Origin of the sequence: Lentilactobacillus farraginis DSM 18382 = JCM 14108 (genome assembly GCF_000583655.1) — a bacterium.
GTDB lineage: Bacteria > Bacillota > Bacilli > Lactobacillales > Lactobacillaceae > Lentilactobacillus > Lentilactobacillus farraginis.
The window spans coordinates 1-1,226 of sequence record NZ_BAKI01000112.1 but is presented as its reverse complement, the minus strand read 5'-3'; the positions used below and the strand labels follow the sequence as shown (position 1 = coordinate 1,226).

Below are 1,226 nucleotides of genomic sequence, written 5' to 3'. Positions count from 1 at the left end.
CCGGTGGGACGTTAATGGTAGATGTTGACTTGGACAATGCCGCTCAAGCATTACGGCCACCCAAGTCAAAGTTGGCGTCAAAGGGGGTTAAGTCGGTTCACAGCCGGGTAACTAATTTACGGCCATACTTTGACAGTCGGTATCGCAACATGACGTTGGCACAGCTGCAGACTAAATTTCTGCTTAAGTTATTTCATGTGGCCGATTTACATCAAATTCCGACCTATGTTATGACGAAAGCAGATTGGCAGGCAATTGAAAAGGCCGCCACTGCCAAATTTGGCAATCCAAAATGGGTGATGGGCAAAAAAACGACGGATACAAACTACCATTCTGCGCACTTTGACGGGGTGGGTACCGTAGAAATCAGTTTTTCAGTTGACAATCACGTGATTACCCATGCCAAGATATTTGGTGATTTTAACAAAATGAATGGTAATTTGCGGCAGATTGAGGATCAATTGATAGGAACGCCCTATAATGTCACGAGCTTAACTGAAGCCTTCATACAGGGAAACGTCGCGGGAAATATTGGGGCTGTTTCACCGCGGGCTTTGGCAGAAATGCTGGTGGATAAACGTTTCGCTGACAAAGCCACAATTAATTAGAATTCTTATCTCTGACAGGTTTGCGACTAAGCGTTAACATAAAGGTAATTACTTGGTACATTTCACGATTAGTTGATGAGGGGGTAAGGCATTTATGAGTGGTGAGGTTCTTGGATCAATTTTTAATCAAAACGGCTATTCAACGGCTCGAATGCGGGCGGTTTGGTCTGATGAGAATCTGCTGAAAACGGTTTGCCAGGTAGAAACGGCGGTTGCTTATGCCATGTCAAAGAATAAAAAGATACCACTGTCTGCTTATGAAGAGATTAAGGAAAAAGTAGTGCCGGAAAACTACGATTTGACAAAATTGCGGTTGGCTGCTGCCCGCTCCGGTCACTTTTTAGCCGGCTTTGTCAGTTACTCACAGCAGTTATTCGATGATGGCGCCGGCCAGTACCTTCATTATGGCGCTGCAAGCGAAGATGTGGAGGATACCTGCTATGTTTTGCAGCTGAAGCAGGCTGACAAAATTCTAATGGACTATTTGGTAAAATTCGGCTCAGTCCTCTACGATTTAGCAGATCGTTATAAAAAAACTATCAGCGTCGCGATCGCCCATCGTACTTACAGTTCACCATCGACACTGGGGTTTAAGCTGGGAATCATTTTAAATGAGTT

Annotated in this window: 2 protein-coding genes; both read left to right on the top strand. The window is 44.5% G+C overall.

Features of this window, described 5'->3' with window-relative positions:
• Positions 1 to 608 (top strand): lipoate--protein ligase (locus JCM14108_RS13925; protein ID WP_035181580.1); only part of this gene is annotated, 608 nt, incomplete at its 5' end.
• 94 nt (positions 609 to 702) lie between these two features.
• Positions 703 to 1,226: lyase family protein (locus JCM14108_RS13920; protein WP_035181579.1), on the top strand; the 524-nt coding region annotated here is incomplete at its 3' end.